The organism is Mesorhizobium sp. CC13 (genome assembly GCF_039907765.1).
Lineage (GTDB): Bacteria > Pseudomonadota > Alphaproteobacteria > Rhizobiales > Rhizobiaceae > Aminobacter.
This window is the reverse complement of record NZ_JARDJI010000013.1, coordinates 125183-137633: the sequence shown is the minus strand read 5'-3', so window position 1 is coordinate 137633 and position 12451 is coordinate 125183. Positions and strand designations below refer to the sequence as shown.

Genomic DNA, 12451 nt, shown 5'->3' with positions numbered 1-12451 from the left:
CAACTTCACACCAACCGAATGCGCAAACTACATCCGCAATGCCGGATACGCTTCAAACTAAATGAAACTGACTCTAGATCGGCGTTCTGCCCGATCAGCGCGCTGCGGCCCAGGCGATAGTTGAAGGCATCGGCACGAAGCAATTGGGGCAGGAACCCGGTGCCGCAAGTTCGATCTCGGCTTATCGCCCGTCCGTCCGGCCCGGCGCGCCAACGGCCGATTCACAGACCTCGACGTGCTTGCTCAGCGCCTCCTTGGACAGCACGGCACTGATCGTGCAGATGTCACGGTTCTGGAACTTGGGCATCTGCTGCAGTTCCTGAAGCCTCGCAAGCAGCTCCGCTCGGGTCATGCTGTCCTCCTTTGGCTCGCCCCGGCGGCAGCGGCGCTGCGGCCGCTTCGAGTGCCATCAGCTGCGCGGACGCGCGCGTTGAGCGGGATCTCGATGTCGACTTCGAGCGTGGAGACCTTTTCGCCGCGGTCCATTTTCACGTTGACCTTGTCGCGGTCGATCTGGACGTGCTTGGCGATGACAGCGAGGATCTCCTCCCGCAGGACCGCCACCAGGTCCGAGTGCCCCTCGCTCGCCCGCTCGTGCGCAAGCAGCACCTGCAGCCGCTCGCGTGCGGTCGGCGCCGAACTCTTCTTGTTGAAGAAATTGAAGATGCTCATGCCGCCGCCCTCCGCCCGAAAATCTTGCTGAGCAGGCCGCGCTTCTCGCCCGGAATGGTTACCGGCAGCGATTCGCCGGCAAGCCGGCGTGCCGCGTCGAGATAGGCGAGAGCCGGCGCGCTGCGGTTGTCAGCAAGCGTTACCGGTGCGCCCAGGTTGGAGGCGCGCAGCACATCCATGCTTTCCGGAATGATGCCGAGCAGCGGGATCGACAGGATTTCGAGGACATCGTCGACCTTCAGCATGTCGCCGCGCTCGGCGCGGTTGGCATCGTAACGCGTGAGCAGGAGATGCTTCTCCACCCGCTCGCCGCGCTCTGCCCGTTCGGTCTTGGAATCGAGAAGGCCGATGATGCGATCGGAGTCACGTACCGACGAGACTTCCGGATTGGTGACGACGACCGCGATGTCGGCATGGCGCATCGCCAGGGTTGCGCCGCGCTCTATACCGGCCGGGCTGTCGCAGATGATCCAGTCGAAGGACTGCTTGAGTTCGCCGATCACCCGCTCGACGCCTTCCGGCGTCAGGTTGTCCTTGTCTCGAGTCTGCGATGCCGGCAGGAGGTGCAGCGTATCCAGGCGCTTGTCGCGGATCAGTGCCTGCGGCAGCTTGGCGTCGCCCTGGATGACGTTGATCAGGTCATAGACCACGCGCCGCTCGGCCCCCATGACGAGGTCGAGATTGCGCAGGCCGACGTCGAAATCGACGACGACGGTCTTCTCGTTCCGCTGCGCCAGCGCCGCTCCGAGGGCCGCGGTCGAGGTCGTCTTGCCTACGCCGCCTTTGCCCGATGTAACCACGATTACTTTCGCCATCTCGCTCTCCTGTCCTCCGGTCTGCCGCCGTTTCAGTTTAGAAGTTCTGCCATGATCGCATCGCCATCGAGCCAGAACTGGACGGCTTGACCGCGAAGCTTGCGGTCCATGTGCTCGGCGGTCATGTAGAGGCCGTCGATCGCCAGCAGTTCCGCTTCCAGCTTCCGGCAGAAGATCCGGGCCGATGCATTGCCGACCGAGCCCGCCAAGGCCCGCCCCCTCAGTGCCCCGTAGACATGGATCGATCCGCCGGCGACGACTTCCGCGCCCGAGGCGACCGACCCGAGAACGGTGATGTCGCCTTCCGGAAAGACGACCGACTGGCCGGACCGCACCGGCTCATGGATGATGATCGATTGTACCGGGCGGACCATCAGGGTCTCTACCGGCAGCGCAGGCGCCAGGGATGTGCCCGGCCCGTTGGTTTCGGTCGCCGGTGCCTCGAAATCGGGAGCCGGCCTGCCACCCTTCATGGCAGGGGGCATGCCTGGGCCCAGCAGCGAGGGACGAGCGCCCTCGATTCCCATGATCCAGACGTTGCGCTGGGCGAGCGCGCTGATGAGGTCCGCCAGCTGCGACCGGGTGATATCGAGGTTCTCGACATCGAGAACGATGGGGCGCCCGAGGAAAAAGCCCGCAGAACGCCCCGACAGGTCATCGAGCCGATCGAGCCATTCGTCGAAGGGCAGATCCGGCGAGAGCGTAAGCGCCAGGAAGGAGCGGCCCTTGAGGCGGATCGGACGCGTGTCTGTTAGCACTCTGGTCATCTTGGTTAATTTTCCGTTGCTTCGATGCCTATGGACTGATGGTTAACCAATGGTTAACGCAGCACCCCGGCGTGACGTTGGAAACACGATTTGATCGGATGGAACCGCTTTCTACGGGGAGGCCTGCATCGCAAGATTGTATCGGTCGGGAGCTTCGGCTCCCTCAGGTTTAGCTGCCTGTCAGCATAGCTGAGTCGCTCAGTTTGGCGCTTCGCTTTCGTCGTCATGCGGCGTGTTTCGCCGTTGTCGTAACGGAGCTCCGCATGTTTTGGGAGGATGACCGGCGGCGAACATGCCTGCAGCGCCCTGCTGTTTCGCGGCAGAGATTGCCATCGGGAGCATGACGGGCGATAGACTTGCGGCAACCGACAACGCTCGAACAAGGTCGACAGTCTGTTGAAATTCCGAACACCCGACCGGCTAGGGCAACGCGAGCGCCTCCGGTTGAACCTCGCCGACACCGTCGTCTACGCAGTGGGCGACGTGCATGGCTGCTACCGCGAACTGTGCTCGCTGGAGGAAAAGATCGTCGCCGACGCGGCACGGTTGCCTGGGCGGAAGCTCATCATCATGCTCGGCGACTATGTCGATCGCGGACCCGACTCGGCGAAGGTCCTGGATCATCTGCTCGCTGCGCCGCCGGACGGCTTCGAGCGCATCTGCCTGGTCGGCAATCACGAGACCCAGACGCTCGACTACCTTGACGGCAGGATGTCGCTCGACGCATGGCTGGCCACCGGGGCGCGCAGCACGCTGTTTTCCTACGATATCGACGCCGAGCATCTCGCCGAGATCTACGGAAACAGCACCAGGCTCGACGGCTACATCCGCGCCAACTTCCCGCGCGAGCACGTCGAATTCATACGCTCGCTGCCGATCCTCGCCTATTCGGACCGCTTCGTCTTCGTGCATGCGGGAATCCGGCCGGGCGTGCCGTTGCTGGAGCAGGAAGACACTGACCTGCTCTACATCCGAGGTGACTTTTTCGAAGCATCGCGGCGCCTCGACCGCTGGGTGATCCACGGCCATACGCCGGTCGAGCGCCCTCGCCTCGACGGGCGCCGGCTGGACATCGACACCGCTGCCTTCAAGACCGGCAGGCTGACGGCGGTGCGGGTCGGCGCCAAGAGCGGGCGCCTGCTGTATTCCTAGTTGCCGGGCCTTCGCCAAGGCGCGGCCGCAGTATCTTGAAACGACGCCCCGCCCTTCCATCTATCTGGGAAGAGCGCACAGCTTTCCAGCCGAGGAAGTGCCGGGAGCGGGTCGCAGGCCCTGCGGTCTCTCGAAACACACCGCCCCTCCCGGATGCGTCGACAGTCAGGATTTTCCTCGTCGCTGCCAGGCGAAGGGAGATGAAACACATGGCCAAGGTTCTTTGCGTCCTCTACGACGATCCGGTCGGCGGCTACCCGGCATCCTATGCCCGCGACGGCCTGCCGAAGCTCGATCACTATCCCGGCGGCCAGACGCTGCCCACGCCCAAGACGATCGACTTCGCCCCAGGAGAACTGCTCGGCAGCGTGTCGGGCGAACTCGGCCTGAGGACATTTCTCGAAAATGCGGGACACAGCCTCGTCGTCACCTCCGACAAGGACGGCCCCGACAGCGTCTTCGAGCGGGAACTCGTCGACGCCGAGATCGTGATCTCGCAACCTTTCTGGCCGGCGTACCTCACCAAGGAGCGCGTCGCCAAGGCCGGCAGGCTGCGGCTTGCGATCACCGCCGGCATCGGGTCGGATCATGTCGACCTCGAAGCGGCGATGGAGCGCGGCATCACGGTGGCCGAGGTGACCTACTGCAACTCGATCAGCGTTTCCGAGCACGTGATGATGATGATCCTGTCGCTGGTGCGGAACTACATCCCGTCCTACGACTGGGTCGTCCGCGGCGGCTGGAACATCGCCGACTGCGTGGCCCGCTCCTATGACATCGAGGGCATGCAGATCGGTACCGTCGGTGCCGGCCGCATCGGCAGCGCCGTGCTGCGTCGCCTGAAGCCCTTCGACGTGAAGCTGCACTACACCGATCGCCACCGGCTGCCCACCGCCGTCGAGAATGAACTCGGCGTCACCTTCCACCCCGACGCCGCCTCGATGGTCGGCATCTGCGACGTGGTGACAATCAACGCCCCGCTACATCCGGAAACCGAGAACCTCTTCGACGAGCAGATGATCTCCCGCATGAAGCGCGGTGCCTATCTGGTGAACACCGCACGCGGAAAGATCTGCAATCGCGACGCCGTCGCCCGCGCACTCGAGAGCGGCCAGCTCGCCGGCTATGCCGGCGATGTCTGGTTCCCGCAACCCGCCCCCAAGGACCACCCGTGGCGCTCGATGCCACACCACGGCATGACGCCGCATATTTCGGGATCGTCGCTTTCCGCCCAAGCCCGCTATGCGGCAGGCACGCGCGAAATCCTGGAGTGCTGGTTCGAAGGCCGTCCGATTCGTGAGGAATATCTGATCGTCGACGGCGGCAAGCTTGCCGGCTCGGGAGCGCATTCCTACAGCGCTGGCGATGCCACGCGCGGTTCGGAAGAAGCCGTGCGGTTCAAGACCAAGCAATGACGGCGCCGGTGCTGGTCGCCAGACAGGCTCAGGAGGCGGCCTTAACCTTGGCCTCGCTCTTGTCGATGTAGTAGGTCGAATACTGGCCGAGGAACTGCTCGGATCCGCCATAGGCGCCGTAGCTCGGCAGGCGCTTGAGGTCGACCTTGTTCAGCACCAGCCCGAGGATCTTGTTGGCGATGTGGGGCTCGGCATTGAGGGCGGAGCGCACCAGCGGGCGCGGCGTGGCACCCCACTCGGCCACCAGCACGAAGCCGTCGGCGAGCGGTGCGAACGCCTTGGCGTCGACCACAGGGCCAAGCGGCGGCAGGTCGACGATGATGTATTCGAACGTCCCTTTTGCTTCCTCGATGAAGCGGCGCATGCGCGCCGACGACAGCAGCTCGCTGGTGTGCGAGAAGCGGCCACGCACGACGGCCGGAACGATGGCCAGCTTCGACTGACGGTCTACCTTGACCACGGATTGCCATCCCTGGTCGTTGACCACCGCCTCCACCAGCCCCTGGTCCGCGTCGATGCCGAGGCTGCGGCTGAGACCTGGGTTACGCAGATCGCCATCGACCAGCAACGTCCTTGCGCCATTGTTCGCGAGCAGCCCTGCCAGGTTGGCCGCCACCGTCGACTTGCCCTCCCCCGGAAGCATCGAGACGACGCCTATCACCTTGCAGCCGGCGTCCTGCAGCACGACATCGGCGGCGATCTTCGTGTTGCGCAACGTTTCGGCAAACATCGAGGCAGGCGAATCGATCGCAATGCGCATGCGTGCCCGCCTTTCGGCGGCCGCCGAGACCTTGGTCGGAGGTTCGGCGGGAGGCCCATCCTTGACGTATTTGCCGTCCTTGGCCTTGCCCTTCTTGTCGTCGGACGCACCGATCAGCGGCAGGTAACCCAGGAACTTGACGCCAAGACGCTGGCGAACGTCGTCCGCAGTCCGGAAGAAGCGCTCGTTGAACTCGTTGAGCGCGCCGAATGCCGCTCCCATCATCAAGCCCAGCACCAGCGATAAGCCGAGCACCAGGGACGTCCGCGGGCTCGAGGGCCCGCGCGGCATGGTCGCCTCGGAAATCACGCGCACCTTGGCGATCGGGAAGGATTGCTGCTGCGAGGCTTCCTCATAGCGGGACAGGAAGGTCTGGTAGAGCGTGCTGAGGGCGGTCGACTGCTGCTCCAGTTCGCGCAGGCGAACCTGGGCCTGGTTGGCGTCCGAGTTCTGGCCGGTGGCCTTCGCCACGCTGTCGCGGAGCGCGGTCTCCCGCGACTGCGCCACCTCGTACTCGTTGCGGTAGGTCTCCGACAGCTGGCTCAGTTCGCGGAACATCTGGTTGCCGAGGTCCGCCTGCTCCTTGCGCAGCGCCACGGCCTGCGGGTGGTCTTCGCCGAAGCCGGAGGAGATTTCCTGCTCGCGTTTCGACACGGCCGCGTAGCGCTTCTTCAGCTCCGAGATGACCGGGTTTCCCGGATCCTCCGCCGACAGGGTCGAGTTGCTGACGGCTGCTTTCGGCCCGCTCTCGACGATGATGCGATATTGCTCGTAGCGGGCGCGCGCCTTTGCCGAGTCCGCCTGGGCAAGTATGAGCTGTGCGTTCAGGTCGGAAAGCTGCTGCTCGGCGATCGTCTCGCCGCGCGCCGCGGTCAGGCCGTTTGCGGCGCGGAATTTCTCCACCTCGAGAGCCGCCGCCTGCGAGCTCACGCGCAGTTCCTCGATCCGACCCTGGAGCCAGACGGCGGCCTTTTCGGTGGCGTCGAAGCTGGCGTCGAGCTGGTCCGAAACGAAAGCGTCGGCATAGGCCTTGGTAATGGCCGCCGCCAGTTGCGGATCATTCGAGCGATAGGCGATGGATATGACGTAGCTGCGGCCCAGGCGTTCGGCCATGACATTGGCCTGCAGGGTCTGCGCGGCCTGCTCCTTGAGGGCCGCGTCTGCCGCCGCCTTGCGCTGGGCCTCGGTCAGTTCCGGCCCGCCGGCGGCAATGTCCGGACGCGAGCGGAACATCTGGACGACACCGCGCGCATATCCGAACAGCCGCGACACCAGCGATTGCGGCGGCTGCATGAAGCCGGGGTTCTTGTCCAGCTTCTGTTTTTCCACCACGACCGCCGCCAGCCGCGCCGACTTGATGATCTCGATCTGGCTGAGGATGGCCGCGTCGGTCTGCATGTTGACCGGCGTCGCCGACACCTCGTCGACGATCTTGTTCATGCCCTCGTCGATGAGGACGCGGGTCAGGGCTGTGAATGTCGGCGGTGTGGTCTGCAGATAGACCAGTCCCAGGACGAGCCCAACCAGTGCGCCGATGCCGACCACCCTGGCCTGGCGCTTGGCCATGACAAGCAGGCGCTCGAGGTCGATGAAGTCGCTCGCCTCCCCCGCTTCCTGGGAAGCTGGCGCTACACGGCCGTTGAAGGGGAAGCTGGCGTAGTTCATCTGCGTTCCAGTTCTTGCTTGAGCGCAACATCGCTCGAAGGGTTCTGGGCGAAGCCGATTTCAGCCACGCATTCTCGTTGGCGTGCCTGCGGCACTGCCAAAACGGAATCAAGGGCGGCCGTTCGCGGCCGCCCTCGACGATTGGCGATCTCAGGCGGCGGCGACGTGATCCTGCTCGGCGACCATGTCGCGGATCGCATCGAGCACCGAGTCACGGATGTCGGCGCGCTTCAGCGCAAAGGCCACGTTCGCCTGGATGAAGCCTTCCTTCGAGCCGCAATCGAACATGCGGCCCTGGAAGGGCCTCGCAAAGAAGGCCTGGCTGGCGGCGAGGCGCACCATCGCGTCGGTCAGCTGAATCTCGCCGCCGGCGCCGCGCGTCTGCGTGCCGAGCAGCTGGAATATCTCCGGCCGCAGGATGTAGCGGCCGTTGATGTAGTAGTTCGACGGCGCCTTGGCCGGGGCGGGCTTCTCGACCATCGCGGTCACCTCGAAACCGGCGCCGACATCCGGTCCCTTGCCGACGATGCCGTACTTGTTCGTCTCGTTGGGATCGCATTGCTCGACCGCGATCACGTTGCCGCTGGTCTGCTCGTAGAGCTCCATGATCTCGGCAAGGCAGCCGCGCTTTCCGAACGACACCATGTCGGGCAAGAGCAGCGCGAACGGCTCGTCGCCGATGATGTCGCGGGCGCACCAGACCGCATGGCCCAGGCCGTGGGGCGCCTGCTGGCGCGTGAAGCTGGTCGCGCCGGGCACGGGCAGCAGGCTTTCCAGCGACTTGATCTGCTCGACCTTGCCGGCCTGTTCGAGCGTGCCGACCAGTTCGGGATGAAGGTCGAAATAGTCTTCGATGACCGCCTTGTTGCGGCCGGTCACGAAGACGATGTGCTCGATGCCCGCCTCGAGCGCCTCGTCGACCGCATATTGCACCACCGGCCGGTCGACGACCGGAAGCATTTCCTTCGGCATCGACTTGGTGGCCGGGAGGAACCGCGTTCCGAGACCCGCAACAGGTATCACCGCCTTCCTGACTTTCTTCATCGTGCCTTTCCTATCGATCACTATAGTCTCCTCGTCTTTCGTCTGGCCGTGCGGACAGGCAATTGCCTCACTTGCCCGGCCGACCCGCGAACTGATCCGCGACCCGCCGCAGCCGTACCGTGATCGGCATCCGCAAATGGCGGATCGCCGACGGGTCGCGCAAAGCCGTCCGCATCGCCTTGAGCGGCGACCGCGACTTGATGTGCTGAACCAATGACAGGAATGTGGCAGCCCTACCCAGGCTTCGAGTGCGGCGCGTGAACGCCTGGCACGCCTCTTCATCGAGCCTGTTGACACGCTCGAAAACGGCATCGGCGCGCTGCATCGCCTCAACATGGCAAAGCTCGAGAACCCGCGAAATCGAGCCGCTGCGGATATGGTAGGCATAGCCTACGGCGGGTTCGACGGCACATCGGCCGCCCCTGGCGAGGGCGCTGGCCAGCAGGATGAAATCCTCGCCGATGCGCAGGTCTTCGTCGTAGCGGAGGTGGTTGTCGTCCAGATATCCTCGCAAGAATATCGGCTTCATGTAACCAAAATTGAACGTGCCTTCGAACAGCAGATTGCCGTCGATGTAACGGGTCAAGGTGAGTTCCGGGAACTGTTCGAGCTGGCCTGAGGCAAACATGGTCTCGGGCGCGGCACCGTCTGCTCGAATCACCACGAGATTGTCGACGGCCATGGCGGCATCTTCCGCCTCGGCTCGCGATATCATCGATGCGAGCCTGTCCGGCAGCACGGAATCGTCGGAATCGAGCACCGCCACCCAGCGCCCGCGGGCCGCGTCGAGCCCGGCGTTCCTGGCCACGCCCGGACCGCCGTTGCGTTCGAGCGACACGACGCGCACGCGGCCGTCGGAATAGGACCGCGCCAGCGCCAGCGTCCCATCCGTGGAGCAATCGTCCACCACGATCACCTCGACCGAAACGCCCCTCTGGGCCAGCGCGCTGTCCACGGCGCGGGCAAGCGTGGCTTCCGCGTTGTAGGCCGCGATGACGAAGCTGACGTCAGGCTGCACGCTGGCCTCCCTCGTCGCCGTAGAGGCGGATTTCGCGCAGGCCAATCAGCCCGCTCACCACGCCAATATGCATGATGCCCCTCAGCAGGCTCCGATTGCGGCCTATCGGCCGAAAGAAGCCGAGGCCGGCGGCGGCGAAACAATAGCCGGCCTTGGCCGAAGCGAGGGCAAATGCCGGAATCAGGCCAATGCCGGAGGTCTTCGACCCCAGCAGCCTGCCATGCGTCTGCCCGACGCGGAAGCGGCGCTTGATCAACCAGCCGAAAGTCGCCCGCGCTGCGGGCACCGGCTCCTCCACCCATGCGTCCGCGGCATAGGCGATGGCCCCTCCGGCCTCGAAGACCTGGTCGAAGAATTCGGTATCCTCGCCGCCCGTCTGGCCACGCGCCAGGCTGAAGCGCCGGCCGGCGATGCTCGCAGCCTTCATTCTGAGCAGGACGTTGCAGGTGTAGCCGGTGCGGATCCGCCCGGCGACTAATACCGGATAGGTCGAATGGAAGTCGCCCAACCGCATCCAGCGCGGTGCGGTCGAACTGTAGCGTGCCCGGACGGGCCCGAGCACGACATCGGCGGCGGATGCCTCGGCGGTCTCCGCCAGACGTGCGAGCCATTGGCTCGTCGCCTTCTCGTCGTCGTCGATGAAGGCGACCAAGTCGGCGGAACTCGCCTCCAGGCAGGCGTTGCGGGCGATCGAGATGTTGCGCGCCGGACAGTGGACGTAGCTGATCGGCAGTGCCGACTGACCGGCGAGCTCGTCCACCAACGCGCGTGCGCTGGGCACGTCGTCATTGTCGGCAACGATTACGCCGATCCGGTAGCCCGCCGGCATTTCCATGGCGGCAAGCGAACGCAGCGTGTCTGCAAGAGCCTGTCGCCGGAAGGTGCAGACACAGATGTCTATGCTGGCGGCCACGCTCATGCGGCCCTGCCTCTCGTTCCGGCGTTGAGCAGTTGCAGCCAGAATCCCAGAGACCAGGCGAAATGCATGACCATGGCCGAAATGCCGGCCAGCGCCCGCTTGGGGGCTCCCGTGCGCAGACCGAGCATGAGGCCATAGCCGAGGCATGTCGCCGCCCACAGGGCAAGGGGAGCGGCAAAGACCGCATGCAGCGGCGCAAGCAGCGCCAGCGAAGCCGCGGGCGCCACCATCAGAGGGGCCATCTGCCTGAGCTTGGGGACGACCCGGTGCTTGAGCACGTTCTTGGCGCGGCCGCGCCCGTAGCCGAAATACTGGCGATAGAGGCCGGTGAGCGAGTTGCGCGGATAATAGGTCATGCGCGTCCGGCCGCTCATCCAGATCCTGTATCCGGCCCGGCGCAGACGATGGTCGAACTCGGCGTCCTCATTGTGGCTGAAGCTCTCGTCATACCCGCCCAGATCCCGGAAAGCGCTCACGCGCATCAAGGCGTGGTGGCCGTGATCGACCCACTCGCCCGACGAGCGATGCCGGTGCTTCGAACCGCCCGTGCCAAGCCTGGAATTCTGCGCGGCGGCGGCGGCCTGCTGCACCAGACCGGTGCCTCTGGTAAGCATTGAGACGACCACGGAATCGGCCCCCGTCTCGCGCGCTTCCTCGATGAGGCAATCGCAGTAATCGTCGGGGTAGCCGCCGTGCGCGTCTATGCGGATCAGATAGTCGACGTCGTCGCCATATATCTCGACAGCGAGGTTGAGTGCGGCGCTCTGGATCCGCCCCGGATTGTCGATCATCACTACGTTGGCATCTTCCAGGGCAGCCCTGCCGACGATGGCGCGGGTCGCATCGCGGCTGCCGCCGTCGGCGACGACGATGCGCGCGCCGAGGCGATCGGCGGCCTGACGGAGCTGGTCGAGCAAGGCGCCGATATGGCGCTCCTCGTCGAGGCAGGGAATGACAATGATGCAGGAAGGGTTTTCAGGCATGCGTCGCTATGGAGATTGTTTCGTTTCAGGCGGCGATGGCGCCGGTCGCGCCGGCCCGTGAATCGGAAGCGACGCGTTCAAGCATCGCAACCAGCGCGCGGCAGTCGGAGCGGTCACAGCTCCAGGTCTTCGGATCTCGGGCAAGCACGCTGCTACGCAGGACTTCGTAGCGCTCCGCCGTCATGCCGGAGAGCGCTTCCGTCAGGGCTTCTTGTGTGGGTTCGCGGAGGATCACTCCGACGCCCTGCCGGTCCAGAAAGTTCGCAGTTTCGGTTTCCGCCATGGCTATCGGCACCGCGCCGAAGCGGCAGCCTTCATACAGCCGGTTGGGCAGGAGCCACTTCGAGTTCTGGTCTTCCTCGAAGAAGTCGATCGCCCAGGAGAAGTGCACTTGCCCGTATATGCCGGCCATGTCCTCAGGGTTTCGATAGGCCCCCATAAACTTCAAATGGGGCTCGGATGCGACGAAACCATGGAAATCCGGGAACTCTGTCAGCGAGGGCCGACCACGCATGACCGCTTCGAAGCGCCCGTCGCTGGCTCGGGTGAAGCTCGCCAGCAGACCGAGCGAGCGGCGGCAGCGCAGCGCACCGAACCAGCCGATGCGCCAGGGCGGGCCTTCCACAGGCGGGCCGGAGACCGGCTGGGCCGCATCGGTGGCAAGGTCCAACTGCTTGTTCTCCACGAGTTCGATGGGGGCGTCGATCTGGCTGAACCTCTGAAAGTATTGCCTTACGAAGGCCGGCGAGCTGGTCAGCAGCAGCTTCACGTTGCGGCCGAGCATGCGCTCGACACCGCGAAGTCCGATGCCGACCAGGTCATCCCGCAGCACCAGCCGATGTATGTCCAGGCATTCGTAGACGACGGGAGCGGCCGAACCGAATGCGCTTCGCGCGCGCTGCGCCAGCGCCAGCATCTCCAGATTGCGCGCCATGACGACGTCGGGCGCCGGCACGCCTTTCAGCGACGCGGAAATGCTCGCGGCGGCCTTGGCCACCGCGCCGAGCCGCTGCGCGAAGCGGCCATCACGGGTCGGGCCGAGGTCGACGGGCTTCAGGCCCTCGACGTCTTCGACCGGTTCCGCGGTCCGGCGAAAGCCGGCCAATGTAAGACGTGCGCCGCCGGCCTTGAGCATGATGACCCGACGGCGAACAGCTGGATCGGATACGTCGTGCACGAGGTACAGAACATGCAGCATGAATCCACGCTCGCAGTTTGGCCCACCCGCAGGGAAAGCTAGA

Annotated in this window: 11 protein-coding genes and 1 pseudogene; 2 read left to right on the top strand and 10 right to left on the bottom strand. The window is 64.9% G+C overall.

Annotation, left to right across the window (positions count from 1 at the left end):
* Positions 1-181: 181 nt before the first annotated feature.
* The 4 genes and pseudogenes from PV773_RS17565 to minC all read right to left on the bottom strand — a co-directional run bounded on the left by PV773_RS17565 (position 182) and on the right by minC (position 2254).
* On the bottom strand, positions 182-352 hold the full coding sequence (locus tag PV773_RS17565; protein WP_347967597.1) for a hypothetical protein: 171 nt from the start codon (positions 350-352) through the stop codon (positions 182-184).
* 59 nt (positions 353-411) lie between these two features.
* Positions 412-672: pseudogene (gene minE / locus PV773_RS17560) on the bottom strand (cell division topological specificity factor MinE); the annotation flags it as partial.
* Entirely contained in the window at positions 669-1487 is an 819-nt protein-coding gene (gene minD, locus PV773_RS17555; RefSeq protein ID WP_340037190.1) for a septum site-determining protein MinD, read from the bottom strand. The pseudogene minE and the gene minD, both read right to left, overlap by 4 nt.
* A 32-nt stretch (positions 1488-1519) precedes the next feature.
* Entirely contained in the window at positions 1520-2254 is a 735-nt protein-coding gene (gene minC / locus PV773_RS17550) for a septum site-determining protein MinC (RefSeq protein ID WP_347967596.1), read from the bottom strand.
* A 444-nt stretch (positions 2255-2698) separates the two neighbouring features.
* On the opposite strand from minC, the gene PV773_RS17545 reads away from it, so the two are divergent.
* Complete coding sequence (locus tag PV773_RS17545; protein WP_347967595.1) at positions 2699-3406, top strand: metallophosphoesterase family protein; 708 nt, start codon at positions 2699-2701, stop codon at positions 3404-3406.
* A 209-nt stretch (positions 3407-3615) separates the two neighbouring features.
* On the top strand, positions 3616-4821 hold the full coding sequence (locus PV773_RS17540) for an NAD-dependent formate dehydrogenase (protein ID WP_347967594.1): 1206 nt from the start codon (positions 3616-3618) through the stop codon (positions 4819-4821).
* Positions 4822-4849: 28 nt separating this feature from the next.
* Here PV773_RS17540 and PV773_RS17535 read toward each other — a convergent pair whose 3' ends face one another.
* From PV773_RS17535 to PV773_RS17510, 6 genes are all read right to left on the bottom strand, one after another.
* Positions 4850-7246: a polysaccharide biosynthesis tyrosine autokinase gene (locus PV773_RS17535; RefSeq protein WP_347967593.1), complete on the bottom strand. Its 2397-nt coding sequence runs from the start codon at positions 7244-7246 to the stop codon at positions 4850-4852.
* A 150-nt stretch (positions 7247-7396) separates the two neighbouring features.
* Positions 7397-8290, bottom strand: coding sequence for a UTP--glucose-1-phosphate uridylyltransferase (locus PV773_RS17530; RefSeq protein WP_347967592.1), 894 nt, complete (start codon positions 8288-8290; stop codon positions 7397-7399).
* A gap of 67 nt (positions 8291-8357) precedes the next feature.
* The gene (locus PV773_RS17525; protein ID WP_347967591.1) at positions 8358-9308 is read right to left on the bottom strand and encodes a glycosyltransferase family 2 protein; all 951 of its coding nucleotides are present in this window, start codon (positions 9306-9308) and stop codon (positions 8358-8360) included.
* Positions 9298-10227, bottom strand: coding sequence for a glycosyltransferase family 2 protein (locus tag PV773_RS17520; RefSeq protein WP_347967590.1), 930 nt, complete (start codon positions 10225-10227; stop codon positions 9298-9300). Before PV773_RS17520 ends, PV773_RS17525 begins: the two co-directional genes overlap by 11 nt.
* A complete protein-coding gene (locus PV773_RS17515; RefSeq protein ID WP_347967589.1) occupies positions 10224-11210 on the bottom strand; it encodes a glycosyltransferase family 2 protein in 987 nt (328 codons plus the stop codon). Before PV773_RS17515 ends, PV773_RS17520 begins: the two co-directional genes overlap by 4 nt.
* A gap of 25 nt (positions 11211-11235) precedes the next feature.
* Complete coding sequence (locus tag PV773_RS17510; protein WP_347967588.1) at positions 11236-12408, bottom strand: glycosyl transferase family 1; 1173 nt, start codon at positions 12406-12408, stop codon at positions 11236-11238.
* Between the last annotated feature and the right edge of the window lie 43 nt (positions 12409-12451).

Coding starts and splice junctions, on each gene's coding strand:
- PV773_RS17565 (WP_347967597.1), bottom strand. CDS start 352: ATGACCCGAGCGGAGCTGCTTGCGAGGCTTCAGGAACTGCAGCAGATG.
- minD (WP_340037190.1), bottom strand. CDS start 1,487: ATGGCGAAAGTAATCGTGGTTACATCGGGCAAAGGCGGCGTAGGCAAG.
- minC (WP_347967596.1), bottom strand. CDS start 2,254: ATGACCAGAGTGCTAACAGACACGCGTCCGATCCGCCTCAAGGGCCGC.
- PV773_RS17540 (WP_347967594.1), top strand. CDS start 3,616: ATGGCCAAGGTTCTTTGCGTCCTCTACGACGATCCGGTCGGCGGCTAC.
- PV773_RS17535 (WP_347967593.1), bottom strand. CDS start 7,246: ATGAACTACGCCAGCTTCCCCTTCAACGGCCGTGTAGCGCCAGCTTCC.
- PV773_RS17530 (WP_347967592.1), bottom strand. CDS start 8,290: ATGAAGAAAGTCAGGAAGGCGGTGATACCTGTTGCGGGTCTCGGAACG.
- PV773_RS17520 (WP_347967590.1), bottom strand. CDS start 10,227: ATGAGCGTGGCCGCCAGCATAGACATCTGTGTCTGCACCTTCCGGCGA.
- PV773_RS17515 (WP_347967589.1), bottom strand. CDS start 11,210: ATGCCTGAAAACCCTTCCTGCATCATTGTCATTCCCTGCCTCGACGAG.
- PV773_RS17510 (WP_347967588.1), bottom strand. CDS start 12,408: ATGCTGCATGTTCTGTACCTCGTGCACGACGTATCCGATCCAGCTGTT.